The organism is Roseibium alexandrii DFL-11 (assembly GCF_000158095.2).
Classification (GTDB): domain Bacteria; phylum Pseudomonadota; class Alphaproteobacteria; order Rhizobiales; family Stappiaceae; genus Roseibium; species Roseibium alexandrii.
Map to the genome: position 1 here is coordinate 1,608,856 of NZ_CM011002.1, position 26,707 is coordinate 1,635,562.

18 protein-coding genes are annotated in these 26,707 nt (G+C 56.5%); 12 read left to right on the forward strand and 6 right to left on the reverse strand.

From position 1 onward, the window contains the following. Positions 1-627 precede the first annotated feature (627 nt). The gene (locus SADFL11_RS07460) at positions 628-3,399 is read left to right on the forward strand and encodes an Rne/Rng family ribonuclease (protein WP_008195240.1); all 2,772 of its coding nucleotides are present in this window, start codon (positions 628-630) and stop codon (positions 3,397-3,399) included. 85 nt (positions 3,400-3,484) lie between these two features. On the opposite strand, the gene SADFL11_RS07465 is transcribed toward SADFL11_RS07460, so the two are convergent. Beyond that, positions 3,485-4,645: a pyridoxal phosphate-dependent aminotransferase gene (locus SADFL11_RS07465; protein ID WP_040451902.1), complete on the reverse strand. Its 1,161-nt coding sequence runs from the start codon at positions 4,643-4,645 to the stop codon at positions 3,485-3,487. Positions 4,646-4,854: 209 nt separating this feature from the next. Here SADFL11_RS07465 and SADFL11_RS07470 point away from each other — a divergent pair, with 209 nt between their 5' ends. From SADFL11_RS07470 to aat, 5 genes are all read left to right on the forward strand, one after another. Then, positions 4,855-6,321, forward strand: coding sequence for a M48 family metalloprotease (locus tag SADFL11_RS07470; protein WP_167579036.1), 1,467 nt, complete (start codon positions 4,855-4,857; stop codon positions 6,319-6,321). A 53-nt stretch (positions 6,322-6,374) separates the two neighbouring features. Then, positions 6,375-7,151, forward strand: a complete 777-nt coding sequence (locus SADFL11_RS07475) for a DsbA family protein (RefSeq protein ID WP_228198252.1) — start codon at positions 6,375-6,377, stop codon at positions 7,149-7,151. A 289-nt stretch (positions 7,152-7,440) separates the two neighbouring features. Then, positions 7,441-7,905 carry an acetyl-CoA carboxylase biotin carboxyl carrier protein gene (accB, locus tag SADFL11_RS07480; RefSeq protein ID WP_008194390.1) on the forward strand — a complete coding sequence of 155 codons (465 nt, stop codon included), beginning with the start codon at positions 7,441-7,443 and terminating at the stop codon, positions 7,903-7,905. 15 nt (positions 7,906-7,920) lie between these two features. Further along, a complete protein-coding gene (gene accC, locus SADFL11_RS07485) occupies positions 7,921-9,264 on the forward strand; it encodes an acetyl-CoA carboxylase biotin carboxylase subunit (protein ID WP_008195221.1) in 1,344 nt (447 codons plus the stop codon). Between the two features lie 455 nt (positions 9,265-9,719). After that, on the forward strand, positions 9,720-10,406 hold the full coding sequence (aat, locus tag SADFL11_RS07490) for a leucyl/phenylalanyl-tRNA--protein transferase (protein WP_008189264.1): 687 nt from the start codon (positions 9,720-9,722) through the stop codon (positions 10,404-10,406). On the opposite strand, the gene SADFL11_RS07495 is transcribed toward aat, so the two are convergent. From SADFL11_RS07495 to SADFL11_RS07505, 3 genes are all read right to left on the reverse strand, one after another. Continuing rightward, entirely contained in the window at positions 10,403-12,094 is a 1,692-nt protein-coding gene (locus tag SADFL11_RS07495; protein WP_008195883.1) for a hypothetical protein, read from the reverse strand. The genes aat and SADFL11_RS07495 overlap by 4 nt on opposite strands. A gap of 183 nt (positions 12,095-12,277) precedes the next feature. Further along, the gene (locus SADFL11_RS07500) at positions 12,278-12,664 is read right to left on the reverse strand and encodes an NADH:ubiquinone oxidoreductase subunit NDUFA12 (protein ID WP_008192770.1); all 387 of its coding nucleotides are present in this window, start codon (positions 12,662-12,664) and stop codon (positions 12,278-12,280) included. Between the two features lie 220 nt (positions 12,665-12,884). Further along, positions 12,885-13,574, reverse strand: a complete 690-nt coding sequence (locus tag SADFL11_RS07505; protein WP_008192990.1) for a response regulator — start codon at positions 13,572-13,574, stop codon at positions 12,885-12,887. A gap of 642 nt (positions 13,575-14,216) precedes the next feature. Here SADFL11_RS07505 and SADFL11_RS07510 point away from each other — a divergent pair. The 5 genes from SADFL11_RS07510 (at position 14,217) to SADFL11_RS07530 (ending at position 22,099) form a co-directional block, all read left to right on the forward strand. Continuing rightward, a complete protein-coding gene (locus tag SADFL11_RS07510) occupies positions 14,217-17,885 on the forward strand; it encodes a vitamin B12-dependent ribonucleotide reductase (RefSeq protein ID WP_008188697.1) in 3,669 nt (1,222 codons plus the stop codon). Positions 17,886-18,103: 218 nt separating this feature from the next. Beyond that, positions 18,104-18,517, forward strand: coding sequence for an antitoxin Xre-like helix-turn-helix domain-containing protein (locus SADFL11_RS07515; protein ID WP_040453324.1), 414 nt, complete (start codon positions 18,104-18,106; stop codon positions 18,515-18,517). Positions 18,518-18,520: 3 nt separating this feature from the next. Next, positions 18,521-19,213: an RES family NAD+ phosphorylase gene (locus SADFL11_RS07520; protein WP_040451900.1), complete on the forward strand. Its 693-nt coding sequence runs from the start codon at positions 18,521-18,523 to the stop codon at positions 19,211-19,213. Between the two features lie 251 nt (positions 19,214-19,464). Next, complete coding sequence (locus tag SADFL11_RS07525) at positions 19,465-20,280, forward strand: substrate-binding periplasmic protein (protein WP_008192249.1); 816 nt, start codon at positions 19,465-19,467, stop codon at positions 20,278-20,280. Positions 20,281-20,509: 229 nt separating this feature from the next. Continuing rightward, positions 20,510-22,099 carry a cation:proton antiporter domain-containing protein gene (locus SADFL11_RS07530; RefSeq protein ID WP_008196356.1) on the forward strand — a complete coding sequence of 530 codons (1,590 nt, stop codon included), beginning with the start codon at positions 20,510-20,512 and terminating at the stop codon, positions 22,097-22,099. A 230-nt stretch (positions 22,100-22,329) separates the two neighbouring features. On the opposite strand, the gene SADFL11_RS07535 is transcribed toward SADFL11_RS07530, so the two are convergent. Next, positions 22,330-23,340, reverse strand: a complete 1,011-nt coding sequence (locus SADFL11_RS07535; RefSeq protein ID WP_008195635.1) for a cytochrome d ubiquinol oxidase subunit II — start codon at positions 23,338-23,340, stop codon at positions 22,330-22,332. Between the two features lie 6 nt (positions 23,341-23,346). Beyond that, positions 23,347-24,723: a cytochrome ubiquinol oxidase subunit I gene (locus SADFL11_RS07540; protein WP_008197304.1), complete on the reverse strand. Its 1,377-nt coding sequence runs from the start codon at positions 24,721-24,723 to the stop codon at positions 23,347-23,349. Between the two features lie 392 nt (positions 24,724-25,115). Between SADFL11_RS07540 and SADFL11_RS07545 the strand changes: the two genes are divergently transcribed. Beyond that, complete coding sequence (locus SADFL11_RS07545) at positions 25,116-26,669, forward strand: arylsulfatase (RefSeq protein WP_008193139.1); 1,554 nt, start codon at positions 25,116-25,118, stop codon at positions 26,667-26,669. The last annotated feature ends 38 nt before the right edge of the window (positions 26,670-26,707 follow it).

Sequence of the window (26,707 nt, forward strand, 5' to 3'; positions counted from 1 at the left end):
CTTCGAGGTTTTATGCCATTCGCCCCCTATTCGATAGGGAAAATGCCTTAGGCTGTTCAGTTTGCTTGCAAACCTTGTTCGCGGATCGTAAAAGTACCTTACGGATTCAGGTTTGAAACCGATACTGTCCGATGTGGCAAAAGGATGGACATATCCACAACGCCATCGGTTTGCGGGCCCATAAAACGATAGAACAGAGGCCGTTCTGCCGTATCACGGGCGATCCGAAACCTCAAACGGACAGACTATCGGCGGTTGCTGACAGTCCATCGCCCCTCGCGCTGCAAACATTTGAACGTGCAGTCTTACGGGGTCGAAGCGGATAACCAGACCAGCCTGACCCGACCGGGACCAGATCCATGGCCACTTGGCCAGCTGAGCCGGAACACAGATTGATAGACTTAACTCAAGGGCTTGCGTTGCCCCGAAGGACCCGCGTGATGCAAATGCTGATCAACATCGAACAAGCCCCCGCCTTAGGTGCGGCCGCTTGTTTTGATCAGCCAAACGCGCCGGGCGCAGACGCCCTTGCTCGCAACAGCAAAACAAGTACGGCGGCCATCCTCCTTTCGGGCGATGCGCGCTTCAGATGCGCGCACATGAGCGCCGCCGTGGAGAAATTCAATAATGGCAAACAAGATGCTGATCGACGCGGGCCACCCGGAAGAGACCCGGGTCGTCGTCGTCCGCGGCAATCGGGTTGAAGAATTCGATTTTGAAGCAGCGAATCGCAAACAGCTGCGTGGTAACATTTATCTGGCGAAGGTCACACGGGTCGAACCCTCCCTTCAGGCAGCTTTTGTAGAATACGGCGGGAACCGGCACGGTTTTCTGGCATTCAGCGAGATTCACCCGGATTATTATCAAATCCCGGTCGCCGACCGGGAGGCTTTGCTCGCAGCCGAAGCTGCCGAGCGCCAACCTGACGAGACGGAACAGGAAGAAAAGCCGAAACGCCGGCGCCGGTCGCGGGCAGCGCGCAATGAATCGGATGCCGATACTGTTGCCAGCGAAAAGGTTGAAACCCCGGATGAAGACGAAGAGGGATCTGATCCAGAAGCAAATGCCGGCAGTGATTCAGAAACTACGGAATCGGTAGCTGCCGACAGCAGCGCCGAAGATGAGGCTGATGCCAACTCAGATGGCGAAGAAGCTGCTGAGAACACAGCCGATGCTCAGGCTGCTGACGCGGACGCCGAGAGCCCATCTGATGAAAACGAAGATGACGCCAAACCGGCTCGTGCACGCCGCCGGCGGCGCCGCAAGTCTGATGTCGAAGCCGCATCAAACGACGATGAAGGCGACAATGGCGACGACGAAGTTGAATCGGTTGGCGCTGAAGACGCCCTGGAAGAAGTGCCGGAGCGCCGTGCTCCAATGCGGAAGCAATACAAAATCCAGGAAGTCATCAAGCGCCGCCAGATCATCCTGGTACAGGTGGTCAAAGAAGAGCGCGGCAATAAGGGCGCGGCACTGACCACCTATCTATCTCTGGCAGGCCGGTATTCCGTTTTGATGCCGAACACTGCTCGTGGTGGTGGTATTTCCCGCAAGATCACACAGCCAACAGACCGCAAGCGCCTCAAGAAAATCGCATCGGAGCTCGATGTGCCGGAAGGCATGGGCGTTATCCTGCGTACCGCAGGTGCCAGCCGGACAAAGGCAGAGATCAAACGCGACTTTGAATATCTCATGCGGCTCTGGGAGAATGTGCGCGAGCTGACCTTAAAATCGAGCGCGCCGAGCCTCGTTTATGAGGAAGGCAGCCTGATCAAACGATCGATCAGGGACCTCTATAACAAGGACATAGACGAGGTATCGGTCGCGGGCGACGAAGGTTATCGGGAGGCAAAAGACTTCATGCGCATGCTCATGCCGAGCCATGCCAAGAACGTCCAGCCGTATCGCGACCCCTCCCCGCTGTTCATCCGCTATGGCGTGGAACCGCAACTTGATGCCATGTTCTCGCCGCATGTGACTCTGAAGTCCGGCGGATACATTGTGATCAACCAGACCGAAGCTCTGGTCTCCATTGACGTGAACTCGGGCAAATCGACCCGCGAACACAACATCGAGGACACTGCCCTTCAGACCAACCTGGAAGCGGCCGAGGAAGTGACCCGTCAGTTGCGCCTGCGTGACCTTGCCGGACTTGTTGTGATCGATTTCATCGATATGGAGGAATCGAAAAACAACCGGTCTGTTGAGCGAAAACTGAAGGATTGCCTGAAAAACGACCGCGCACGCATTCAGGTCGGACGGATATCCCATTTCGGTCTTCTGGAAATGTCGCGCCAGCGGCTGCGCACCGGTGTTCTGGAGAGCTCCACCACACCATGCCCGCATTGTCAGGGCACCGGCATGATCCGGTCGGTGGAATCTGTAGCGCTCCATGTACTGCGGTCCATCGAAGACAACCTTCTCAAGGGCGCGACGCACGATCTGATCATCCGGACATCGGCAGAAGTCGCTCTTTATATTCTCAATCAAAAACGCTCGAACCTGTTCGATCTAGAGGTCCGGTTTCTGGTCGGGATCGAAGTCCAGGCAGACCATATGGTCAACGGACAGCTTTATGTTCTGGAACGCGGCGCCCTGATTGACCGTGACCGTCAGCCGGTGCCGACCGCGACTGTCCAGCCGGACATGATCGATATCATCGACGAAGATACCGAGCAGCCGGTTGCCGAAGAACAGGCGCAGCAGGACCAAGACGAGGACAACAACGATCGCCGCCGCAAGCGCCGCCGCAAACGCCGGCGGGGTGGTTCTGACGCTCAAAATGAAGAGACCTTAGAAGCAAACGCCGATAGCGAAACCGTTGATGACGAACAGGCCGAAGCGCGCGGCGCGGACGAGGACAACGACGACGAACCACGCCGCAAACGGCGCCGGGGCCGCCGGGGTGGTCGCCGCGGGCGCCGTGACGACGAGATGGAAAACCGGGCAGACGATGCCAACGGCTCTGACGGCGACTCTTCTGATGCACCTGTCTCTGACGAAAACCCGGACGCTGAACAGACCGAAGTGACCGCTGCGTCCGATGCACCGGTATCGGAGACTGTCGCGGCTGCCGACACCGGCAACCTAGAGCAGCCGGTAAATGGCGTCGATGCAAGTGCATCGGAGCCGTCTGAAGCTGTAGAACCCTCACAGGCTGCGGAGCCTGAAGCTGCGGTGAGCACTGAGGAACCAGTCGCTCAAATTGATAAAGCGGAAGAAATCGTCATCGAAACGCCGGTATCTGAGGCGCCGGTGGAAGCTGAAACTGTTGCGGAAGAGCCGGTTAAGCCTTCTGCTCCAGCCGAACCGGTTGTGACGAGTGAAACGTCCGGCGAAGAAGAAGCCGACAAGCCGAAACGCGGCGGTTGGTGGCAACGCGGCCGGTCGTTCTTCTAAAGATCCCCGCGCATCGCTTTAAAAAAATCAAAGGCGGCCGTTGTGGCCGCCTTTTTGTTTCAGAACCGAGCTTCGCTTCCGGTTTTCAGATCCAGTCCTTCAAACGCTGCAATGCGGATTTCATGTCGTCATGTGCGCCGGCGAAGGAAAAGCGCATGAACTCCTTGCCATGTACCGGATCGAAATCAACACCCGGTGTCGCTGCAACCCCGGCCTCATGAAGCATCCGCTTTGCAAAATCGAGGCTGTCACTGCTGAAACGGCTGATATCCGCGTAGATGTAGAATGCCCCATCCACCGGAAGCAGTTTGTCGAAACCAATCTCCGGCAACCCCTTCACAAGCAATTCGCGGTTTGCCGCATAGCCTGCCTTTACCGCCTCCAGTTCCTGAACGGCATCGAGCGCAGATGCAGCTGCGATCTGGGACAGCTCCGGTGGTGAGATGTAGAGACTTTGAGCAATGCGTTCGGTTGGCCTGACAAGTTGTTCGGGCAGCACCATCCAGCCAATCCGCCAGCCGGTCATGCAATAGTATTTCGAGAAGCTGTTGATGATAATGGCATTTTGCGATGTTTCGAGAGCTGTTTTCTGCTCTCCGGCATAATCCAGACCATGGTAAATCTCGTCCGAGATGAACCAAATCCCGGCCTCATCACAATATGCGATCAGATCGGACAAGGCTTCAGCTGTCATCATGGTACCGGTCGGATTTGCCGGGCTTGCAACAAGAACACCCCGCACCGGCCCGTCTTTTCGCGCAGCATCCAAATGGTCTGGCGTAAGGCTCCAACGGGTCTCAGCCCCCACTTCGACTTCAACCGGAACAAGTCCAAGAGCTTTGATTATATTCCGATAGGCCGGATACCCTGGCGCGGTCAGGACAATCCGGTCGCCTGGATCAAACGCTGCGAGGAATGCTAGATTAAACCCGGCGGAAGATCCGGTCGTTGCCATGATCCTGCCGGACGGCACATCCACTCCGTAGGTCTTTCGGTAATGCGTGGCTAAGGCCTCCCGCAATGGCTTGATCCCGAGAGCTTCCGTATACCCCAGCTTGCCGTGTTTAAGCGCTGCCTCAGCTGCCGCCAGAGCCGTTTTGGGCGCCGGAGCAGATGGCTGCCCCACCTCCATGTGGATGATGGACCGTCCGGCAGCCTCTAGTCCGGCGGCTTCGGCTAATACATCCATTGCGATGAAGGGAGCCACGTCACTGCGTTTTGACGGTCGAAAGCGGTCTTGTACCATTCCGGATCCTATAGTTATTCAGTGCACGTTGGGCGTGGTGGTTCAATGCCCATAACTTCTGAATGACATTTACAGTAAGCACCGACACTGCGAAACTCGTCCAATTGGTTACTGAAATGCAGTTAAATCTTTGCATTTGCATCCGGCATTTCTTGACCCAAAGGGGTCCGGCCCATACCTTCGCCACAAACATGTTTCAACGCTTTGGAATGCCCTTGTCATCCGCTCGCCAAAAAGGCCTTAACGAAGTCCTTGCCGCCCCCGTTCGCGGTCTCGCTTCCTTGATCAAAACGCCTGCTGCAACTGCGCGAAAAGCAGTGACCTTGACCTGCGCTGCCGCTCTGGTCTTGCCGGTGCTGTTTTCTCCTGCGCACGCCCAAAGAAAACTGCCACTGGTTCGCGATGCGGAAGTGGAAGGCCTCTTGCGGGATTATGCGAAACCGATATTCCGCGTGGCCGGGATCGGCAGTTCCGAACCCACGATCATTCTCGTCAATGACAAGACATTCAACGCCTTCGTTCCCGATTCTCGCCGGATGTTCATCAACATCGGCGTGATCTTGGAAGCCGAAACGCCTGGCGAAGTCATTGGCGTTCTGGCGCATGAAACCGGCCACATTGCAGGCCGCCACCTCGTTCGCATGCGGGCCGCGGCTTCAAACGCTCAAATCATGTCGGTTATCGCAATGATCTTGGGCGCTGGTGCTGCGGCGGCCGGTGCTGCGAGCGGATCGGGATCAGCCGCCACCGGCGGCGCGGCTGCTATTGTCGGCGCCGGATCTCTCGGCCAGCGGTCGTTCCTCGCCTACCGGCGCAGCGAAGAGGCAGCTGCGGACCGCGCGGCGCTGCGCTATCTCGATCAAACAGGTCAAAGCGCACGGGGTCTTCTGCGCAACTTCCAGCGCATGGCCGAACAACAAATATTCTCAAAGCAGTTTGCAGACCCTTACGCGATCAGCCATCCGATGGCCCAGGACCGCTTCAATGGGCTTTTGCGGGAAGCCCAGGAGTCAAATTACTTTGACAAGCCTGAGGACTACGTTCTGCAGCACCGGCACGATATGGCTAAGGCAAAACTGTTTGCGTTCACCAGCCATCCTTCGGCAACCTTGCGCGCCTATCCACGCAAGGACAAAAGCCTGCCGGCGCAATATGCACGGGCGATTGCAGCAATGCAGAGCCGCGGCAAAGGTGCTGTCGGCGAGATCGACAAACTGATCCGGCAACATCCGACAAACCCCTATTTTCATGAGCTGAAGGGTCAGGCCCTCCTTGAAGGTGGTGATCCGAAAAACGCGATCGCACCGTTCCGTAGAGCGCTCTCGATTCGGCCAAACGAAACTCAATTCATGGTCTGGCTCGGCTATGCCCTGGTCGCCTCCGATAACCCTGCCAATCTTGCGGAAGCCGAAAGCGTCTTGAAGCGCGCGATTCAGCGCGATTCCAACTCCGGCACCGCCTACGCACAGCTTGCCATTGCGCATGGGCGCCAAGGGGAACGGGCGGAAGCGGATCTCGCGACTGCCAAGGGCCTGATGGTGCGAGGGGAATTCGAGGCTGCCAAACGGTACGCAGCCCGCGCTCAAAAAAGTTTGAACCGCGGTTCAGCTGCATGGCTGCAAGCAGATGATATTGTCGCCTACAAACCACCCAGCGTGCCAGGACAACGGCGCTGATTATTTTGACCTCACGGCTGATGCGCCCATGCCATCAGTCTCAGGAGCATGACATGACCCCTTTCTCCAATTTGCTGCGTTTGCCGATGGCCCGATTTGCAGCTGCACTCGGATTGACCATCTCGGTCTTGAGCACGCCTGCGATCGCACAAGACATCGACCGGGGCGAAATTGAAAAGATTGTCCGTGAGTACATTTTGAAAAACCCGGAAATCATCACCGAGGCTCTGACGGAACTCGAACGCCGGGAACAGGCAGCTGAAGAAGAAGCCCGCCGTGAAGTGCTCACCAGCAGCGCGGACATTCTTTATAACTCGACCCGCCAGGTGGTGCTCGGGAACCCGGATGGGTCTGTCACGCTGGTCGAGTTTTTCGATTACAATTGCGGTTACTGCAAACGGGCCTACGGCGACATGGTCCGGTTGATGGACGAGAATCCCGACCTGCGGGTGGTGCTGAAAGAGTTCCCGGTGCTCGGGCAGCCGTCCGTTGAGGCTGCCCAGGTCGCGATCGCGGTCAACTCCGTTGCACCGGAGAAGTATCATGCATTTCATGAGGCGCTGATGACCCGTCGCGGCCAGGCCAATCTCGCCAGCGCCATGGAGGCCGCAACCGGCGCGGGGATTTCTACCGAGGATCTCCAAGCGGCGATGACAACTGACGAGGCCGGCCAGACAATCGAAGAGGTTTACTCGCTGGCCAACCGTCTTGGACTCACGGGGACACCGTCTTATGTCATCGGGGATGAAGTGGTGATGGGAGCTGTCGGCTACGATCAGCTGAACTCCAAGCTTTCTGACCTGAAGAATTGCGGCGAAACAACCTGTTAATGAACGCCTTCCGAAAGCGGATTTCTTTATGTGAGATCCGTTTTCAGGGGTTTTCCTGCCTCATTTGAATGCCTATAAGGAGCTGTGTCGGTTTCGTAAGGAAATCAGACAAAGTATCTAGATCCGCTATACAGTCCGGCGGAGCAAAGAGCGTGTTGTTGATCAGGTAATAGTCAGCCGTGTCGGTCTATACTCAGAGTGGCATGGCAATAACTTTGTTGACCGGTTCCGCCGGGACATTTCCTTCAGCGTTGCGCTAGTTGCGGCCCGAGTACGAGAGCCAGAAGACATGAACAAAGATAACAAGAGTTTCGATACGGCATTGATCCGCGATCTTGCGGTGCTGCTTGATGAAACCAATCTGTCCGAAATTGAACTGGAAAAAGGCGACACGCGGATCCGCGTCGCGCGCCAGATCTCCATCAGCGCACCGGTCAGCGTTGCAGCGCCTGCTGCCCCGGCTGCAGCACCAGCCGCTGCGGCGGCTCCGGCAGCCTCGCCGGTTGACGCCGCACCGGCACAGGGTACCGTGGCTTCCCCTATGGTCGGCACGGCCTACACGGCAGCAGAACCGGGCGCAGCGCCGTTCGTTCAAGTCGGCGATAAGGTTGCCGAAGGCCAGACGATCCTGATCATCGAAGCCATGAAAACCATGAACCACATTCCGTCCACAAAGGCGGGCACCGTCAAGCAGATCCTCGTGGAAGACGCGCAGCCGGTGGAATTCGGCGAACCACTCATTATCGTCGAATAAGGAGCCGGTCCGGCCATGTTCTCCAAAATCCTCATTGCGAACCGCGGTGAAATTGCCCTGCGCATCCTGCGCGCTTGTAAAGAGCTCGGCATTTCTACAGTCGCGGTCCACTCCACGGCAGATGCCGATGCCATGCATGTCCGCCTCGCGGATGAAAGCGTGTGCATCGGACCACCGGCGGCGCGGGACAGTTATCTCAACATCCCGCAGCTTTTGGCCGCTTGCGAAATCACAGGCGCGGACGCGGTTCACCCGGGTTACGGCTTCCTGTCCGAAAACGCCCGGTTCGCTGAAATCCTGGAAGCACACAACATCGTCTTTATCGGCCCGACCTCTGATCACATCAAGATCATGGGTGACAAGATCCAGGCCAAGCAAACCGCTAAGGATCTCGGCATTCCGGTAGTCCCCGGCTCAGATGGCGCAGTCACACCGCAAGACGATGCGCATGCGATCGCCCGCGAAATCGGGTATCCGGTTCTCGTGAAAGCAGCAGCCGGTGGCGGCGGACGCGGCATGAAGGTGGCGCAAACCGAAGCCGAGCTCGATACCGCTCTGTCAACGGCCCGCTCTGAGGCAAAGGCTGCCTTCGGTGACGACGCCCTTTACATGGAAAAATACCTCGGCAAGCCGCGGCATATCGAAATCCAGGTTCTGGGCGATGGTCAAGGCAATGCGGTCCATCTGGGTGAGCGCGACTGCTCCTTGCAGCGCCGCCACCAGAAGGTTCTGGAAGAAGCTCCGTCCCCGTCCCTCAACCCTGAACAGCGCGCGGAAATTGGCGAGGTCGTCGCCAGTGCGATGCGCAAGCTGAAATACCGCGGCGTTGGCACGGTCGAGTTCCTTTATGAAAACGGCGAGTTCTATTTCATTGAAATGAACACCCGTCTTCAGGTGGAACACCCGGTGACCGAGATGATCACCGGCATCGATCTGGTGAACGAACAGATCCGGATTGCCGCTGGCGGCTCGCTGGATATGACCCAGGACGACATCACGTTCGACGGTCACGCGATCGAGTGCCGGATCAACGCGGAAGATCCGCAAACCTTCGCGCCGTCTCCGGGCACGATCACCTACTACCATCCGCCTGGCGGTCTGGGTGTGCGCGTCGACTCAGGTGTTTATCAGGGCTACAAGATCCCGCCTTATTATGACAGCCTGATCGGCAAACTGATCGTTCATGGTCGCAACCGCGTGGAATGCATGATGCGTTTGCGCCGGTGCCTGGATGAGTTTGTCGTGGATGAGATCAAGTCGACGATCCCGCTGTTCCGGAACCTGGTTGAAAATCAGGATATCGCAAACGGCCAGTACGACATTCACTGGCTGGAGCAGTACCTGGCGAACAAGAAATAAGACCAAATGGGGCGGCAATGCCCCTGAGATTAATGCCAAACCTCAATCCTCTCAATAGTCATCCTCGGCCTAGTGCCGAGGATCCATATTTTTCAATAATTTATGGATGTTCGGAACAAGTCCGAACATGATGTTGGAATAGGAACTGGACTTTGTCATCAAGTTGAGGGGCGGCATCGCCCCTTTTTCTTTGCAGGTGTCAGCTCCAGTCCCGAAGTTTGATGCTGACCTTTGTCCACTTGCCGACATGCAGAACACCGTGTGCGTGGACCTAAAAACGGAATTGCCGGTTGAAGACTCGAATTTCGGTGTTTCCAAAACCCTTGAACTCGAAAACACTAGATTTGAAAGTTCGGGGATCATGCCCAAATTTGTTTATAGAAGCGGTTTTCCCATAACGCTGTTTGGACCGGAATTCTGCAAGCCGGTACAAGCGCGAGGAACCAAGAGGATCCATGGCCGGATACCAGAACGACGTCATCTTCGAGATCACGCCCCAGGTGCTGCTGAAAGCCTATGCTTGCGGGCTGTTTCCGATGGCCGAATCTGCCGACGATCCGGGCCTGTTCTGGCTGGAGCCGGAACAACGCGGTATCCTGCCGCTCGATACTGTCCATGTTCCGCGCCGGTTAAAGCGCACAATCCGCGGCGACTTCTTTGAAATCCGCACCAGCACTGATTTTCAGGGCGTCATTGATGGATGTTCTGCGCCCATGCCGGGCCGGCAAAAGACCTGGATCAACCGGGAGATCCGCCGGCTCTACGGTGAGTTGTTTGAGATGGGCCATTGCCACACAGTCGAGGCCTGGCAGGACGGGGATCTTGTGGGCGGGCTTTACGGTGTGAGCCTCAACGGTGCTTTCTTCGGAGAAAGCATGTTCTCCTTCAAGACGGATGCATCAAAGGTTTGCCTGATACACTTGGTCGCCCGGCTCAAAAAGGGCGGATACACGCTTCTCGACACACAATTCGTCACCGGCCACCTTGCCAAATTCGGCACGCTCGAAGTTCCGAAGGATGAATACAACGTCCTTTTGAGTTCGGCCCTGCAACGGGAAACCGACTTCTACGCGCTCTCCACAAAGGCAACAGGCGCTGAAATCCTCAGCATCCTGGACGGCCAAACCGACGCCTCCTCCTAGACAAATCCGATAATCGTTTCCGTCAGGGCCTTGTCGATTTGAGCTTGCTCGCCCTCCATGCTGGATAGAAAAGCCGGCGTGCTGATGGGAATGCTGATGGAGAAATTGGAAGAGGTTCGGAAGTCGTTGCTGCTGACATAATCACACGTACAGTTCATCTCGTTGGTGTTGTCCTGATTGTATGTAATCGCCTCATTTTGTTCGCTGTAGGAAAATGTGTATTGGCAACTGCTGCCGCCAGCCACCTGCTTCAACGCGAACAAGGTACCGGTCTGCTTCGCGATCCTAAACGGCAGTTGAATTTCTTGAAATTGCCCCAAATCCGCACCACCCGGATAAACCCCGTCATTGCCTATGTTCCCAAGACCGGCGACTGTAATCACAGCGTTCCCGGTGTTGTCCTCAACAGCAAGTTCGATGTAGCTGATTTTACGGAGCACGTTGATCTCACTTACAGGATCGCTGTTCGCTTTCTCAGAGGTCAGCCTGAGGCCATAATCTCCCGTGAAATACGAGAACTGTATGACGGTGGTCGTGTCGGCAAGCGGCGTGGCCGGAAAGCTGTTTGCCACATAACATTCCGCCGGAACGGTCAACTGGACGCTGTCGGTCTTCTCCGTTGTCACAGCCAATTCGTTCTGATAGCTCTCCATGGTTTGCTTGGTGTAGGAAAACGGCGAGCCAATCGTGAACAGATCTCCAATCCCCACCTGAGGGATGCTGTATTGTTTGGACTTGGTTTTCTGGAAAATATCGATCGTGCCGTTTTTCCGGGATTCTCCATGACCGAATGTGCAGGTCATTGGTAACCCGGATGGATTTTTCTTGAACGGAATTTGAAAACTCAGGCCCTCCAGATTCTCAAACATCCCGGAAATCATGGTTTTGGTATCAACCACCGAAATCAGACTGAAATTGTCCAGGTAGCTTCGGGTCTTGCCGACGAAGCTGGAGTATCGAATGTTGACGACCCGATTGCCTTTTCCATCGGCTGCCGACAACTGAAGTCCGGCGTCATTGATCTCCCAGAACATGTAGTAGTCATTGTTTCTGGGGGCGTTGAACGTGGAGATAGCCCTCTCAACGGCTGTAATCATTTGCGTTGGATCTTGCCCAACGGCTGGAACCGCGAGGGCCGTTGATGAAAACGCACCTGATCCTGATGCCAGATAAACGTAGCTGTCTTCGTTTTGCTGGTTCCGGCCAATGACCAAAAACGCCACCAAGCGTGTGCCATAACGGTCCTGAACTTTGCCCTCTGATTTGCGAGTCGTGCAGTAATACGTCCGAAACTCCGTAATTTCGATGAACCCCATCAGATCGAGCGATTGTGCACCGAAAACGACATCGCTGTTTTCCGTCTCCAGACCAATCATGAACTTGCTGTTGTTCGCACCGGTCGCCTCCATGGCCCGAAGCGGATAGACACCGGCCGGATCCTTGTTCTTCTTGAAACCAAAGGCGATGGTTTTCAGCTGAGCAGCCAGCTCAGGTGCAACCATCGTGCGCGGACAGGCCCGCCGGCGCAGGGCTGTCAGGTTTTGCGCATGGGCTTGGTTGTCCGACAAAGCGGCCGTGTCTTGCAGACCGGTCTGTAGCATCTGTCTTATTCCGACAAAGTCCGCGTTGACCTGCTCAACCTGCTGGTTTGCCTGCGGATCCGTCAAACGGGAGTAGGTGATGATCATGCGGATTGCCCTCGAAATCAGAAGAGATGTCCGAAAGACGCATGGGGGAGCAATTTGTGAGATCAGATCGTCAAACTGGGTCCGGAACCAACCAGCTTCTGCCGAATGGCGGCGCGCTGCAAAACAGCCAAACGAAAAAGGGCCCGCGTCAGCGAGCCCTCAAAAAACAAATAGGTACCTGGATTACTGGCCTGGCGTCCAGGCCTGATAATCGCCGGTAACTTCGGGGCGTTTTTCCGGGGTCAGGATCGAACCGTGGGGGCGATAGGCTTCCGGTGTTCCGGTATGATTGGCTTCATGCGGCTTTTGCCAGCTCTTGGCGTGGTAGTTCTCATCGACCGGCGCCGTGTCGACCCGGTGATGCATCCAGCCGTGCCAGCCTGGCGGAATGCTGGACGCTTCCGCAAGACCATTATAGAGAACCCAGCGCTTCTTGCCGTCGCGCTCCTTGTAATACTTGTTTCCGAACTCGTCTTCGCCGACGAACTCGCCCTTCCGCCAAGTGAAGAACCGCGTGCCCATTGTATGGCCGTTCCACCAGGTGAAGATTTCAAGCAGAAGTTTTTTCATGGCCCTTGAAAGGTCCCTTGATCTCAAGTCGCATCAACAAAGGCTTACGACTGCCTTCGGAATTTTGCCGGACTATGGCGTCAAGTGCCGCTTGTGTCCAGTGTTGCATTGCCGCAAGCCCCGGAATTTCGACGAATCGTGACAGTGGGCATCAAACGAACAAACCTCTACAACTCTTACAGCTGGAAAAGTCTGGCGGTCTGCAAGGCAACGGCAACCTCTAGGCTGATCGGCCATTCCTGATATGGCGCGAAGCAGCGGACTGTTTCTTTGCGCGCTGCGCAAACCCGCGTCCAATGATTTTTGGTTCTTCGGGCTGCTGATGTTTCTTGTCGAAGGCTTCCTGGACCACGTCGTCAACCTCGGCGCGTTTCTGGACAGCTGTCCTGTGGTTGACCCTGGCTGCAGCAAGCGATTTCATCTTTTCCGCCTGCTGGTCCATCAGCTTCTGGATGCCATAGATGTTGTAGAAACCGGAGCTTTCCAAAACCATCGGCCGGTCGTCGTGAAGCACCCATTCGATTCTCTTGTGGAGTGTCGACGGCGACAATGGTTTTACAAGCACATGATGCGCCCCTGCCCGCAGAGCCTTGTCGACGAGCGGCCGCGTGCCGTGGGCAGTAATAAATAGAATCGGCACGAAGCACAGCGGTTCCATGTGCTTGTGCCGGATGAGGCGCAACAGCTGATACCCGGTGGTCGGGGCCATGCGCCAATCTGTAATGATCAGATTGGGCGGTTCGGCAAGGCTTGCTTCCAGAGCATCATCGACCGAATCAAATGTCCGCACCCGCGCAACCTTGAAGCTGAGAAGGGTCGACCGCAGGATGGTTTGCATCGGCTTGCTGTCTTCAACAACAACAACGTCAATGTCATCCATCGCCAAGCCAAAGGCAGCATGATGTTTCATAAAGGCGGTCCTTGATCCCTTGTGCAGGATCACTAAACCAGACCGGCCTTAAACCGCGTTGAAGTGCACTGATGCCATTTTCTTAAAAGTTTCATAAAATTTGAGCTATCTTCATCCACAGACTATGCGCGGCCCGAAATCACGGGCTTAGAGCCTGTTTCGGCAGTTCCCGGCAGTCACCGAACTGCCGGAGTGCCAAGGTCCCCGCTATCCACATAGACACACAAGATTTTGCGCTTGCCCACAACATGAGCACTACCTGTTGTCGTCAGCGGGTTGACCTTAAGGATTCATTTACTTTAGTTTCCTAATCATTGCGATGTGCGTAGGCGGAGGCTCTCCCGGGCGCTCCGGTCATCCAGAAACACCAGTTTTAAGCGTACCCGTACAGGATTCGAACTATGGATCCTGAGCGCGGTTTCGTGCGTCCTGCTTCTGGCTACATGTCGTGACAAACCTGTTGATGAACACTATATGTAGTGGATCATTAACGAAGAGGCGCTAGATACAGATATCCAGTCTGTGACATACAGGATCGAGACCCGGCGGCAGAGGCCAATTACGACACCACGCCGGGTGGATATGGAAATGATCAATCGGTTCGGGGCGAACCGTCGGGGATTTTGAAGGGGACTTGAGAAAATGCGGATCGAGCGGCGCTACACCAAGGAAGGCCAATCGCCTTACGCCAGCATAGACTTTCGGACAGCAACCAGTGAAATCCGAAACCCGGATGGATCGATTGTCTTCCAGCTGAAGGACATTCAGGTTCCGGCACAATTCTCTCAGGTCGCATCTGACATCCTCGCTCAAAAATATTTCCGCAAGGCCGGCGTTCCGGCCAAGCTGAAGCCGGTGGAAGAGAACACGGTTCCTTCCTGGCTGTGGCGGCAGGAAGCGGACGAGAAAGCCCTTGCGAAACTTCCGGAAGACGAACGCTACGGCTCTGAAATGGACGGCCGCCAGGTTTTTGACCGGCTCGCCGGCACCTGGACCTACTGGGGCTGGAAAGGTGGCTACTTCGACACCGAAGCCGATGCCCAAGCCTTCTTCGACGAACTGCGCTACATGCTCGCGACTCAGAAAGTCGCTCCGAACTCCCCGCAATGGTTCAACACCGGCCTTCACTGGGCGTATGGCATCGATGGTCCGAGCCAGGGCCACTACTATGTCGATTTCCAGACCGGCAAGCTGACCAAATCCAAGACCGCTTATGAGCACCCGCAGCCGCATGCGTGCTTTATCCAGTCTGTTGGCGATGACCTCGTCAATGACGGCGGCATCATGGACCTGTGGGTGCGTGAAGCTCGCCTCTTCAAATATGGCTCCGGCACCGGCTCCAACTTCTCCCACGTCCGCGCTGAAGGCGAAAAGCTCTCCGGCGGCGGCAAGTCGTCCGGTCTGATGAGTTTCCTGAAAATCGGTGACCGGGCCGCGGGCGCTATCAAGTCCGGCGGCACCACCCGCCGCGCGGCGAAGATGGTCGTGGTCGACGCAGACCATCCGGACATCGAGGAATACATCAACTGGAAGGTCAAGGAAGAGCAGAAGGTGGCCGCTCTCGTCACCGGCTCCAAGATCTGCCAGAAGCACCTGACCGCCATCATGCGCGCTTGCGTAAACTGCGAAGCGGACAACGGTGACTGCTTTGATCCGGCGAAAAATCCGGCGCTGAAGCGCGAAATCCGCGCAGCCAAGAAGATGATGGTGCCGGAGAACTACATCCAGCGCGTCATCCAGTTCGCCAAGCAGGGCTTTACCAAGATCGAATTCCCAACCTACAACACGGATTGGGATTCCGAAGCTTACCTCACCGTTGCCGGCCAGAACTCCAACAACTCCGTGCGCGTCACCGACGGCTTCCTGAATGCTGTGGTCGAAGACAAAGAGTGGGACCTGACCGCGCGCAAGACCGACACCGTCCTGAAGACGGTCAAGGCGAAAGAGCTTTGGGAGCAGATCGGTTACGCAGCCTGGGCGTCCGCTGATCCGGGCCTCCAGTACCACACCACCATCAACGACTGGCACACCTGCCTAGCCGATGGCGAAATCCGCGCGTCGAACCCATGCTCGGAATACATGTTCCTGGACGATACGGCCTGTAATCTGGCGTCCTTGAACCTGATGCAGTTCCGCAATGAAGACGGCTCGTTTGCGATCGACAACTACGAGCATGGCGTCCGACTGTGGACCATTGTTCTGGAAATCTCGGTCCTGATGGCGCAGTTCCCGTCCAAGGAAATTGCCGAGCTGTCCTACAAGTTCCGCACCCTGGGTCTCGGCTATGCCAACATCGGCGGGCTGCTGATGACCGCTGGCATTCCCTACGACTCTGACGAAGGCCGCGCCATTTGTGGTGCCCTCACCGCGGTCATGACCGGTGTGTCCTACGCAACCTCTGCCGAGATGGCCGGTGAGCTGGGCTCGTTCCCCGGTTACAAGAAAAACGCAAAGCATATGCTGCGCGTCATTCGCAATCACCGCCTTGCTGCGCACGGTAAGGCCGAGGGCTATGAAGGCCTCAAAACCAATCCGGTGCCGTTGGACCATGCGTCCTGCCCGGAACCGATCCTGGTGGAACGCGCCAAGAAAGCCTGGGACCGTGCTCTGGAGCTCGGCGAGAAGAACGGCTTCCGCAACGCGCAATCAACTGTAATCGCCCCGACCGGCACCATCGGTCTGGTCATGGACTGTGACACGACGGGCATTGAGCCGGACTTTGCTCTGGTGAAGTTCAAGAAGCTCGCAGGCGGCGGTTACTTCAAGATCATCAACCGCGCAGTTCCAGAAGCCCTGCGCAAGCTTGGCTATTCGGAAAGCGAAATTGGCGAGATTGAAGCTTACGCCGTGGGCCATGGCTCCATTGATCAGGCACCGGGCATCAACCCGGCCTCGCTGAAGACCAAGGGCTTTACCGATGAAAGCCTTGCCAAGCTGAAGGACGGCATGAAGTCCGCCTTCGACATCAAGTTCGTCTTCAACCGCTGGACGCTTGGCGACGATCAGTTGAAGGCGCTCGGCGTTACCGACGAGCAGCTGGAAGATCCGGAATTCGAACTGCTGTCATTCCTTGGCTTCTCCAAGGCCGACATCGAAGCCGCCAACACCCATGTGTGCGGCGCCATGACCTTGGAAGGCGCGCCATTCCTGAAGGAAGAACACTACCCCGTGTTCGACTGCGCCAACCCGTGCGGGCGCATCGGCAAGCGGTTCTTGAGCGTTGAAAGCCACATCCGCATGATGGCTGCAGCCCAGCCGTTCATCTCCGGGGCGATCTCCAAGACGATCAACATGCCGAACGATGCGACCGTTGAGGACTGCAAGGAAGCTTACATGCTCTCCTGGAAGCTTGCGCTGAAAGCCAACGCGCTTTACCGCGATGGCTCCAAGCTCAGCCAGCCGCTCAACTCCCAACTTCTCAGCGACGACGACGATGAAGCCGAAGATGCGGCGGAAGAAATCGCAGCCCTGCCGATGGCAGCAAAGGCCGAGGTTGTTGCCGAACGCATTGTGGAGCGGATCGTGGAACGTGTGGTGCGCGAGCAGGAAAAACTGCCGACCCGCCGCAAGGGCTACACCCAGAAGGCCAAGATCGGCGGACACACCGTGTTCCTGCGGACCGGCGAATATGAAGACGGCCGTCTCGGTGAAATCTTCATCGACATGAACAAGGAAGGCTCTGCTCTCCGCGCGTTCATCAACAACTTCGCTATCTCCGTCTCGCTCGGCCTTCAATATGGCGTGCCGCTCGAAGAGTATGTCGACGCTTTCACCTTCACCAAGTTCGAGCCGGCCGGCATGGTCCAGGGCAACGATGCGATCAAGAACGCAACGTCGATCCTTGACTATATCTTCCGCGAGCTGGCCGTGTCCTATCTCGGCCGCCACGAACTGGCCCATGTCCCGCCGGAGGTCTTCAGCGGTGACAAGGTTTCGGCTGGAACCATGAAGGACAAGAAGGACAACGGTATGGTGTCCCATGGCCTCGTCCGCGGACAGACCGAGCGGTTCCGCCTGGTCTCCGATGAGCCGGCAGGTGAGGTCACCCAGGCTATCACGGCAGAGCTCGCCGGCACCCCGGCAGCACAGACGTCGGCTGTGGCAACCGCCTTTGCCCGCGGTGCGGAAGCGGCGGTTGCCGTTGAAGTGTCCCCTGCCCCGCAGGTCGGCACAGCCGCCCAGCAGATCGCCCAGGCGCGGATGAAAGGCTATGAAGGCGAAAGCTGCGCGGAATGCGGCAACTTCACCATGGTGCGCAACGGCACCTGCCTGAAATGCGACACCTGCGGCAGTACTTCCGGCTGCAGCTAAGACCTTAGCCGGGAGCCGCGCCCAAAAACCAAAGAACCCGCCCTTCGGAGACGATCGGGTGGGTTTTCGTTTTTTGAGGTTGAAACGCCAGACCCGTGATGGGGATCGATCTCCCATGTGAATAAGGAAAGCAGTCCCACGGACTCGCTTGAAATTTATCACCACAATTGTCATTTGACACATATAGTATAATATACCGTCAAATGATGGAGTTTGAGTTGAACTTGCAACCGATAACATCGACGCCAGCACATGCACAGAACCCGGTCATCACGGACGATGAAGCCGGCGCGTTGGCGCGCGCGACGATCAACCTCTTCAAGTCCTGGGGCTTGAGTGATGCGCAATCCCGCACGCTGCTGGGCGACATGTCGCAAAGCACATGGGACCGCTGGAAGCGGGGGGACATTGGCCGCGTAGACCGGGACCGCAAAATGCGCATGGGGCACCTGATGGGAATACACAAAGGCATCCGCCACCTCTTCAACGAGCCAAAGCGTGGGTACGCCTGGGTGAAGAAGGAAAATGACGCTTTTGAGGGCAAATCTGCCCTCGATGTCATGCTGCGCGGTGAAATGTCCGACCTTGAAAGCCTGCGCCGCTGGCTGAACGCCGAGCGTGGGGTATGGTAGGCCATGCCACATATCCGGCGCGTAACGTGGGCGCGAACCTTTCGTATTATCCGCTCCCTCTACCCTCCCATTGATTTGTTTGAAGACATCGCCGACCCAAAAGACTGGGAAGCTCTGGCTTCGGTCGAAGCAAAAACCAATCCGCGCGTGCGCGGCGAAATCGGCGACCTTGGCAAAGTTCCGGTGCATCGCCGGATTTCAGGCCCCGGGGTCAGCTATGTCATGGCACCGTTTGTCCATTGCTCTCCGCTGAGACCCGGCCGGTTTTCCGATGGCAGCTACGGGATTTACTACGCGGGCAATTCAGAGGACGTGGCTCTCGCGGAGACGATTTATCATCACGCACGATTCATGGCCTCAACACGCGAGGACGCCGGATGGACCTCTCAGTTCCGGCTTCTGGTTGGATCTGTCGACGCGGACCTGACAGACGTCAATGATCTGCCGGGTGTCCTTCATGTTTCCGATTACAGTCTCTCCCAGAAGGCCGGCGCCGAGATCCGAGCCTCAGGCAGCGATGGCCTTGTCTGGAACAGCGTCCGGTGTCCGGGCGGTGAATGTCTGGGCGCATTCTGGCCGGATGTCGTTTCGGTCCCTCTCCAATCCTCGCATTTCAGCTATCACTGGAGTGGAAACCGGGTTGATTTCATCAAACGCCTGAACACCGGCGAAGTCCTGGAAGTGACAGACCCGTGAAGTCTGCCGCACGAAACCTGCCACTATTTGCTCGCGTTATTGGCAAGTCAATTTGCCTAAAAATGATGCTTCTAACACCCAGAGTAATGTAATTTTAAAATACACGTAGATTCTCAAAACCCTCCCCTATGATTTCTTCAAACTAAACGACTTTGTGACGCCGATATTATTTACTTTTTAAAGCTCAGACTTTTAACTTCTATAGGTGTTACCGGTTAATGCTTCCATAGCATGGTTGGATGAAGCAGTAGATGTCAGATCCAAAAGCAGCGAAGCGAATTGTGAGTGGCTTGTCACGTCGATGGCAAGCGGTCGTTGCTGCCGGTTTGCTTCTCACTGCAGCAGTGTCCAATGGGTCGCCGGTTCAAGCCGCGACCGCTTTTCCAGAACTCAAGCTTTTTTCAGAAGACTGGAAGCCCTACCACTATGTCGAAGATGACGTGGTCAAGGGTCAAACAGCCGATCTCTTGGAGAAGATCCTTGAAAAAGTTGGGTCAACCCAAACACGAGAGGACATTGTATTCCTTCCTTGGGCACGCGCATTTCGCGAAGCTCAGGTTGATGCGAACACGGTTCTGTTTTCCACGGGCCGGACGCCCGAACGGGAACGCCTGTTCAAATGGGCAGGCCCGATACTCAAGTTCGACTCCTATTTCATCGGCAAGAAGGAGCGGAACTTTGAAATCGAAAGGTCAGAAGACCTCCATCAATACAAGGTCGGCGTTGTAATTGATGGAGCCAGTGCGGTTTTTGCAAAGCGGCACGGTATTCCGGAAGAAAACACGACGTTCAACAGTCAAGGCATTTTCAATGTCAAAATGCTGGCCGCCGACCGGATCGATTTCATCCCGATCCAATGGAAAAACTTTGCAAGGCTCGCGACCAAGGCAGGGATAGACCCCACCGAGTTCGAACCGGTGTTTCTTGCCGATACTGTAAGCCTGAACTTCGCCTTCAATCTGGAGACGGCCGATGGCGTCGTTGACCGCTTTCAGACAGCACTCGAAGACGTTCTTGGTCTTCAAGAACAGGCCAAGGGTGAGACACCCACGCGCGAAGTGAACTGACGGGTTGGCCATCCCTCAAGATGCTAAGGGTCTTTCGGCCCTTTGCCTTCTCCTCACGGTGGGCCAATCCAGGGGTCCGATGTCTTTCCAATTGAAAGACCTGGTTATCGGTTCGAAGTCGCGCACCCGGGCCCTGTGATTGAAACTGCCCAAGACGATTGAAGTGCTCAGGGAATCGCCCGAGACTTAACGCCTACCGTTAGGGCACGAACCAACAGGTGAGACCGGCATGCACTTTGAAGTCTTTGCGATCGGAACAGCGTTCGTGTTCGGCCTTGCTGTCAGGCAGGTGGGCCTCCCGCCCCTAGTCGGTTTTCTTGCTGCAGGCTTTTTCATCAACTTGATCGGACCGCGCTTTGGCATGCCCGGTGAAACGGGTCCAATTCTTGAATACATCGCAGAACTCGGCGTTCTGATGCTGCTGTTCACCATCGGTCTGAAAATGAAGTTGCGGCAGATCACCGAACCGCAAGTGGTTGGCGGCGCGCTGATCCACTTTATCGTGTCCATTGGTGTATTCACACCGATCATTTGGCTGCTCTTCACATCCGAATGGATGGGTGCGCTGCTTGTTGGCATCGCCCTCGCCTTTTCCTCCACCGTGCTGTCGGCAAAAATCCTTGAGGCCAAGCGCGAACTTGGAACATTCCATGGGCGGACCGCCATCGGCATCCTGATCGTGCAAGACATTATCGCGCTGGTGGTTTTGGCTATCTTCGCAGGCAAGCTGCCAGGCCCATGGGCTCTTTTAATTTTCGCGACGCCGTTGCTGAGGCCAGTCCTGTTCAAGTTGCTAGATCTTGCCGGGCACGACGAAGTCTTGTTGTTGGCCGGCATGATGCTCAGCCTTGTGATCGGCGGTGTCGGTTTCGAGATCATCGGATTGAAAGGCGAGATCGGTGCCCTCGTTATGGGGCTTCTGCTCTCCGGTCATCCCCGGGCGGGTGAGTTGTCCAGCTCACTTTGGGCGCTCAAGGAAGTATTCCTGATCGGCTTCTTCCTGTCGATCGGAATGTCCGGGCTGCCGGACTGGAATGCGATCATCTTTGCGTTGGTTCTGGCAGCACTGTTGCCCGTCAAAGGCATCCTGTTTTTTGCCGTCCTGATCGCTTTCAAACTCCGGGCAAGAACCTCCTTCGTCACCGCCTTGTCGCTAACCGCCTATAGTGAATTCGGCTTGATCGTCGCAGCCGGGATCCCCGCCGCTCAGGACTATCTCGTCCCTCTTGCGATTGCCGTGTCGGTGTCCTTCCTGATTGCAGCGCCCCTCAATCGCTTCGCGCACCAGATCTTCGAAAGGTTCGAACCTCAATTGCAACGGTTTGAACTGTCGACGCGTCACCCGGACGAACAACCCAAAGACCTTGGAGACGCGGACATCCTGGTATTCGGGATGGGGCGCACCGGGACCGCCGCATACAATGCTCTCATTGAAAAAGGACATCGCCCAATCGGTCTGGATGCGGATATCTACAAGGTCGAGGGACATGCCGAGGCTGGCCGAAATGCAATCTTTGCAGACGCAGAAGACAGCAATTTCTGGAACAGCGTCGACCTCACCAAGATCACCGCCGCCGTCTTGGCGATGGACGATCTCGAGGCCAAACTGATCGCAGCACGCATGCTGCGGGCCAGTGGCTTTTCCGGCACGATCGTCAGCCATGCCCTGCATGCCGATCATGTGGCACAAATCACCGAAGCCGGGGCGGACCAAACCTATCTGACCATGCAGGAAGCCGGGCAAAGCCTTGCCATTCATGCCCTTGAAACAACCGGTTCTGAAAACGCCGCGGATGGAGAAAGGGCAGCACCGGCCTAGAGCATCGTGCGTTCAGGAAAACGCACACAGATGCCCGACCACTTAAAATCGATCAGCTATTGGATGTTCAACAGAACCCGGTTGAACATCCGCCGACCTCGTCCCAGATCAGCGGGCGTTAAATCAGGATCGATTTCACGCCCAAGGCTGATCGCTTTTAAGTGGTCGAGCATCTTTGGGCGTTTCAAACAAAACACCCGATGATCTAGTCCTGCCCCTCTTAGTGACAATTAATCGTAGCGCAATTCCGTCGCCTTGCCGCGGAAGACGGTGTAGGCGAGGATTGTGTAGCCGATGATCACCGGCAGCACGAACAAGGCTCCCACCAGAATGATAAACAGGCTTTCGGGGGCGCTTGCGCTTTCATAAAGGGTCAGCTGTTCCGGCACCACGTAGGGGTAGAAGGAATAAGCGAGACCTGCGAATGCCAGGAGGAACAGGCTAGCCGTTGCCGTGAATGGCACCCACGCCCACTTGTCGTCTTTCGCCGGCAGGTGCTGCAGCGCTGTGTACAGGATGAACACCAAAAGGGCCGACATCAACGGCAGGGGCGCCAGCAGGATCATCGAGGGGAATGAGAACCATTTTTCAAAGATCCGTTCGCTCACCAACGGGCTTGCCAGCGAGATCGCCCCAAAGCCCAAGACCACACCCCAAAGCCGCGTCCGCGCCCAACGGATCGCCTTCATCTGCAAGGTGCCTTCGGATTTGATGATCAGCCAGGTCGCACCGATAAAGCCGTAACCAGCCGTCAGACAGAGCGCGGTCAATACGCCGAAAGCGACTGTTGCTGGAGTGTGTTCCAGGCCCATGATGTAGAGGCCGAGCATATACCCCTGCGCGAGCGAGGCTGACATAGAGCCAAAGAAGAACGCCTGGTTCCAGCGATGCTTCTGCTTGCCGGTGGTCTTTGCGCGAAACTCGAACGCAACGCCGCGCAAAATGAGCCCGATCAGCATGACTGCCACGGGGAGGTAAAGCGCGGTCAGGATCACGCCGTGGGCGACCGGAAAGGCCACAAGCAACAGCCCCACCGCGAGCACCAGCCAGGTTTCATTGGCATCCCAAAAGGGGCCAATCGCCGCGATCATGCGATCTTTTTCTTGCTCATCCCCCAAGGGCAGAAGAATGCCCACCCCAAGGTCAAAGCCGTCGAGCACGACATAGACGAGGATCGAGATGCCCATGAGAGCGGCGAAGGCCAGCGGCAACCAGACGGTTGGATCACCAAAAAAGGTCATTTTGTCTTACTCCGCCGGGACGAGGGCCACTTGGGCAGCACCAGAGTGCGGCCTTGTATCTTCAGGGTTGCTCGCTTTGCGGGCCAGCCGGAAGATGACTGTGATGTAGGCCACCAGCAGAACCGCATAGACGATCAGGTAAGCGGCAAGGGTTGTCGCAACCATGGGCGCCGGGACATCCGCAACAGCCGCCTCGGTTGTCAGGACACCTTGAACCAGCCAGGGCTGACGGCCGATTTCCGTGGTGTACCAGCCTGCGAGTGTTGCCAGCCAGCCGGAAAAGGTCATGCCAACGAGGCCACGCAGCAACCACGGGTTCAAGCCGTCCACACCGCTGTTCCGGCGCATCATGATGACAGTCGCCCAGCTCATGACGAGCATCAGTACACCTGTCCCAACCATCACGCGGAAGGACCAGAAGACCGGGGCCACTGGCGGGTGAAGCGCGGTTCCATCCTCGGCATAAAAATCGTTCAGGCCCGGAACCACACCAGCCGGATCGTGTTTGAGGATGAGCGACGCGCCGCTCGGAATGCCGATCTCAAAATCGTTCTGTCGCTTCTCCTCGTCCGGGAGGGCGAAGAGCAAAAGCGGAACGTGAGACGAGGTATCCCAGTTGCCTTCCATGGCCGCGACCTTCTGCGGCTGGTTCTCCAGTGTATTGAGGCCATGCAGATCACCTGCATAGATCTGTACCGGGATAAGGATAGCAGCCATCCACGCGCCGGTTTTGAAGGTCACGCGAACACCTTTGGACTGATCGCCGATCAAACGGCGGAACGCCGAGATGCCAAGAATGAGGAAGGCAACGGTCAAGCCGCTTGCGAGCAGCATGTGCGCCAACCGGTAGGGCATGGACGGGTTGAAAATGATCGCCCACCAATCTGTGGCATGCACGATCCCATCGCGCAGCTCAAAACCGGTCGGTGTATGCATCCAGGAATTCAGGACAAGGATCCAAAACGCGCTGACGGTGGTTCCGAACGCGACAAGAAAGGTTGCAAGCGTGTGCAGCCAATTCGGGACGCGCGAAGCCCCAAACAGCATGATCCCAAGGAAGGCCGCCTCAAGGAAGAAGGCTGTCAGAACTTCGTATGCGAGCAGCGGACCGGCGACGTTGCCGACCGTTTCCATGAAGCCCGGCCAGTTGGTGCCGAACTGGAAGCTCATCGTGATGCCGCTTACAACACCGAGGCCAAAAGAGAGGGCAAAGATCTTTACCCAGAACATGTATGCCGCCATCCAGCGGTCATCCCCGGTCGCGTTGAACCTCAGTTTGAAGAACAGCAGAACCCACCCCAGCGCGATGGTGATCGTCGGGAACAGGATGTGGAACGAGATGTTGGCCGCAAACTGGATACGGCTGAGAAGAAGTTCTTCCATGGCTCTTTCCCGGCCCGAAGGCCTGGTTGTGGTTGATCGCTGACTCATCATATGGATCAGGGATTTCACCTACTCAATGTGAATCCGGTGAAGTGCGGCGACACGCCATGCGGCAGCCGGTCACATGCGATTTTTCAACGCTAGCAATGTTTTGGTACGGGGCCACCGGTGTCGGCACGCACCACCTCCCTTGAAATAACGTTGCGTTATTTTCACCCTTCCCAACGAACGGAAGTTGCGCATAAACTGTGCACGTGCGCTGAAAATTGCTTTGGTGACACATTGGCACGTTCCCATCACCTCACGGATTGCGAGGTTCCATGCATTCTCTGAATATCTCCAAGCGATTGAAGGTTTTGACTCTTTCTCTCGTTCCCCTGGCTGTCACCGGGATGACCCCGGCAGCAGCACAGGACACAAAGCCCAATATCCTGGTCATCTGGGGTGACGATATCGGGCAATCGAACATCTCCGCCTACACCTTCGGCCTTATGGGCTATCAAACGCCCAACATCGACCGAGTTGCCAAGGAAGGCGTAATGTTCACCGACTACTATGCCGAACAGTCGTGTACTGCCGGCCGGTCGTCCTTCATCATGGGGCAATCCGTGTTCCGCACCGGGCTCTCCAAAGTTGGGCTGCCGGGTGCAGACGAAGGCATGCAGATTGAAGATCCGACCATTGCAGCGCTTCTGAAAGATGAAGGCTACGCGACCGGACAGTTCGGCAAAAATCACTTGGGTGACAGGGACGAACACCTGCCGACCAACCACGGTTTCGACCAGTTTTTCGGTAATCTCTATCACCTGAACGCCGAAGAGGAGCCCGAAAACGAGGACTACCCGCGCGATGCAGTTCTGCCGGATGGCCGCACGTTCCTGGAGGCCTTTGGTCCGCGCGGCGTGATCCGCTCTTCTGCTTCTTACGATGGCGGCACGGTAACTCAGGACATTGAAGATACCGGCCCGCTCAACATCGAACGCCAAAAGGTCGTCGACGATGAAACGTCAGAAGCTGCGCTTGCCTTCATTGAGGAAAAGACAGCCGAAGGCACGCCGTGGTTTGTCTGGTGGAACGGCACTCGAATGCACTTCCGAACCCACGTCAAAGATGAGATGCGTGAAACCGCGAACGGTCTGACCGATGGCGTTGCGGATGAATACACCGCCGGCATGATCGAGCACGATATGCACATAGGTCAGTTCCTCGACAAGCTCGATGATCTTGGTATCGCAGACAACACCATTGTATTTTATTCCACCGACAATGGCCCGCACATGAACACCTGGCCTGATGCGGGAATGACCCCGTTCTGGGGCGAGAAAAACACTCAGTGGGAAGGCGCATGGCGAGTACCGGCGATGGTACGCTGGCCGGGGCAGATACAGCCGGGCACGGTGTCGAACGAGATTGTCCATCACATGGACTGGCTGCCGACCTTCCTGGCTGCGGCGGGCAACGAGACCGTGAAAGAAGACCTGCTTGAAGGCGTGTCCTCGGACACAATGGGCCGGGATTACCGGGTACATCTCGACGGATACAACATCCTGCCGCTCTTACAGGGTGAAGTGGAGGAAAGCCCGCGCGACGAGATTTTCTACTTCACTGACGATGGCGATCTGGCCGCGCTTCGTTACGCCAATTGGAAAATCACGTTCCTGGAACAGAAAGCCTGGGCAACCTTCCGCGCCTGGATGGAGCCCTTAACCCCGCTCCGCGTCCCCTTGATCACCAACTTGCGCCGCGATCCTTATGAGCGCGCCTACCGGACATCCAACACCTATTATGACTGGATGATTGACCGGGCTTATTTGCTTGTTCCGGCGCAGCAATATGTTGGCAAGTTCCTGGCAACCTTCCAGGAATATCCGCCGCGCCAAGAAGCTGCGTCCTTCAGTCTCGATAAAGTGATGGAAAAGCTGAGTCAGCCTGGCGGGGCGCAATAGTCCTTGGTTAAACGGAATGGGGCGTCTTAGGATGCCCC

Bases quoted from the DNA above. Each gene is read 5' to 3' on its own strand.
- SADFL11_RS07520 (WP_040451900.1), top strand. From the start codon at position 18,521: ATGCCACATATCCGGCGCGTAACGTGGGCGCGAACCTTTCGTATTATC.
- SADFL11_RS07505 (WP_008192990.1), bottom strand. From the start codon at position 13,574: ATGAAACATCATGCTGCCTTTGGCTTGGCGATGGATGACATTGACGTT.
- aat (WP_008189264.1), top strand. From the start codon at position 9,720: ATGGCCGGATACCAGAACGACGTCATCTTCGAGATCACGCCCCAGGTG.
- SADFL11_RS07545 (WP_008193139.1), top strand. From the start codon at position 25,116: ATGACCCCGGCAGCAGCACAGGACACAAAGCCCAATATCCTGGTCATC.
- SADFL11_RS07500 (WP_008192770.1), bottom strand. From the start codon at position 12,664: ATGAAAAAACTTCTGCTTGAAATCTTCACCTGGTGGAACGGCCATACA.
- SADFL11_RS07460 (WP_008195240.1), top strand. From the start codon at position 628: ATGGCAAACAAGATGCTGATCGACGCGGGCCACCCGGAAGAGACCCGG.
- accC (WP_008195221.1), top strand. From the start codon at position 7,921: ATGTTCTCCAAAATCCTCATTGCGAACCGCGGTGAAATTGCCCTGCGC.
- SADFL11_RS07535 (WP_008195635.1), bottom strand. From the start codon at position 23,340: ATGACCTTTTTTGGTGATCCAACCGTCTGGTTGCCGCTGGCCTTCGCC.
- SADFL11_RS07510 (WP_008188697.1), top strand. From the start codon at position 14,217: ATGCGGATCGAGCGGCGCTACACCAAGGAAGGCCAATCGCCTTACGCC.
- SADFL11_RS07475 (WP_228198252.1), top strand. From the start codon at position 6,375: ATGACCCCTTTCTCCAATTTGCTGCGTTTGCCGATGGCCCGATTTGCA.
- accB (WP_008194390.1), top strand. From the start codon at position 7,441: ATGAACAAAGATAACAAGAGTTTCGATACGGCATTGATCCGCGATCTT.
- SADFL11_RS07465 (WP_040451902.1), bottom strand. From the start codon at position 4,645: ATGGTACAAGACCGCTTTCGACCGTCAAAACGCAGTGACGTGGCTCCC.
- SADFL11_RS07495 (WP_008195883.1), bottom strand. From the start codon at position 12,094: ATGATCATCACCTACTCCCGTTTGACGGATCCGCAGGCAAACCAGCAG.
- SADFL11_RS07530 (WP_008196356.1), top strand. From the start codon at position 20,510: ATGCACTTTGAAGTCTTTGCGATCGGAACAGCGTTCGTGTTCGGCCTT.
- SADFL11_RS07525 (WP_008192249.1), top strand. From the start codon at position 19,465: ATGTCAGATCCAAAAGCAGCGAAGCGAATTGTGAGTGGCTTGTCACGT.
- SADFL11_RS07470 (WP_167579036.1), top strand. From the start codon at position 4,855: ATGCCCTTGTCATCCGCTCGCCAAAAAGGCCTTAACGAAGTCCTTGCC.
- SADFL11_RS07540 (WP_008197304.1), bottom strand. From the start codon at position 24,723: ATGGAAGAACTTCTTCTCAGCCGTATCCAGTTTGCGGCCAACATCTCG.